At 51.4% G+C, this 1,616-nt stretch carries 2 tRNA genes and 2 rRNA genes; all 4 read left to right on the top strand.

Features of this window, described 5'->3' with window-relative positions:
* Positions 1–657: ribosomal RNA gene (locus tag LK540_RS25185) — 16S ribosomal RNA — on the top strand; the annotation flags it as partial.
* A gap of 77 nt (positions 658–734) precedes the next feature.
* A tRNA-Ile gene (locus LK540_RS25180) sits at positions 735–811 on the top strand.
* A 12-nt stretch (positions 812–823) separates the two neighbouring features.
* Positions 824–899 (top strand) — tRNA-Ala (locus tag LK540_RS25175).
* A 246-nt stretch (positions 900–1,145) separates the two neighbouring features.
* Positions 1,146–1,616, top strand: a 23S ribosomal RNA gene (locus LK540_RS25170); the annotation flags it as partial.

Here is a 1,616-nt window from a genome sequence, read left to right as displayed (position 1 = left end):
CCTGGGGAGTACGGTCGCAAGATTAAAACTCAAAGGAATTGACGGGGACCCGCACAAGCGGTGGATGATGTGGATTAATTCGATGCAACGCGAAAAACCTTACCTACCCTTGACATGTCAGGAAGTCCGGAGAGATCTGGATGTGCCCGAAAGGGAGCCTGAACACAGGTGCTGCATGGCTGTCGTCAGCTCGTGTCGTGAGATGTTGGGTTAAGTCCCGCAACGAGCGCAACCCTTGTCATTAGTTGCTACGCAAGAGCACTCTAATGAGACTGCCGGTGACAAACCGGAGGAAGGTGGGGATGACGTCAAGTCCTCATGGCCCTTATGGGTAGGGCTTCACACGTCATACAATGGTACATACAGAGGGCCGCCAACCCGCGAGGGGGAGCTAATCCCAGAAAGTGTATCGTAGTCCGGATCGCAGTCTGCAACTCGACTGCGTGAAGTTGGAATCGCTAGTAATCGCGGATCAGCATGTCGCGGTGAATACGTTCCCGGGTCTTGTACACACCGCCCGTCACACCATGGGAGCGGGTTTTACCAGAAGTAGGTAGCTTAACCGCAAGGAGGGCGCTTACCACGGTAGGATTCGTGACTGGGGTGAAGTCGTAACAAGGTAGCCGTATCGGAAGGTGCGGCTGGATCACCTCCTTTCTAGAGTAGCACCGGAGCTAACGCTCATCATCAAGCGTCCACGCTTATCGACTGTTGAACAAGAAGAACACAGTTTCGGGGCTGTAGCTCAGCTGGTTAGAGCACCGTGTTGATAACGCGGGGGTCGTTGGTTCGAGCCCAACCAGCCCTACCAGTCATACCCAATGGGGGATTAGCTCAGCTGGGAGAGCACCTGCTTTGCAAGCAGGGGGTCGTCGGTTCGATCCCGTCATCCTCCACCATTTACTTGGTACCGAAAACTGAAAGCGCAAACGTAAGCGACTGACGCTTAGGTTTGGTCTTTTAGAGATCACTGTTGTTCTGTTCTTTAACAATCTGGAAGAAGTAAAGTTTTTTTAAGCGTGTAAGCGAATCAGAAATGATGAGCGAGCACACTTAGGGTAGTAATCAAGTATCAACAAACATGCAACACGCTGTACTCTTGATTTCTATAACGCTCCCTGTGTCAGCAGGGGCTAACGTTATAGGGACAAGCGAATAAGTGCACATGGTGGATGCCTTGGCGATTACAGGCGATGAAGGACGTAGTAGCTTGCGATAAGCTGCGGGGAGTGAGCAAACACACTTTGATCCGCAGATTTCCGAATGGGGAAACCCGGCCTTTTAGGTCATTGCATGCTGAATACATAGGCATGCAAAGCGAACGCGGCGAACTGAAACATCTAAGTAGCTGCAGGAAAAGAAATCAACCGAGATTCCCAAAGTAGTGGCGAGCGAAATGGGAAGAGCCTGTACGTGATAGTCGATCAGATAGTGGAACAGATTGGAAACTCTGGCCATAGAGGGTGATAGCCCCTTACACGAAATCTGGACGGTGGTACTAAGCGTACGACAAGTAGGGCGGGACACGAGAAATCCTGTCTGAACATGGGGGGACCATCCTCCAAGGCTAAATACTCGTAATCGACCGATAGTGAACCAGTACCGTGAGGGAAAGG

This window comes from Massilia sp. IC2-278, from assembly GCF_020708045.1.
In the GTDB taxonomy this organism is placed as follows: Bacteria; Pseudomonadota; Gammaproteobacteria; order Burkholderiales; family Burkholderiaceae_D; genus Telluria.
Note: the sequence above shows the minus strand (reverse complement) of the source record. Positions and strands in the feature narration are given on the sequence as shown.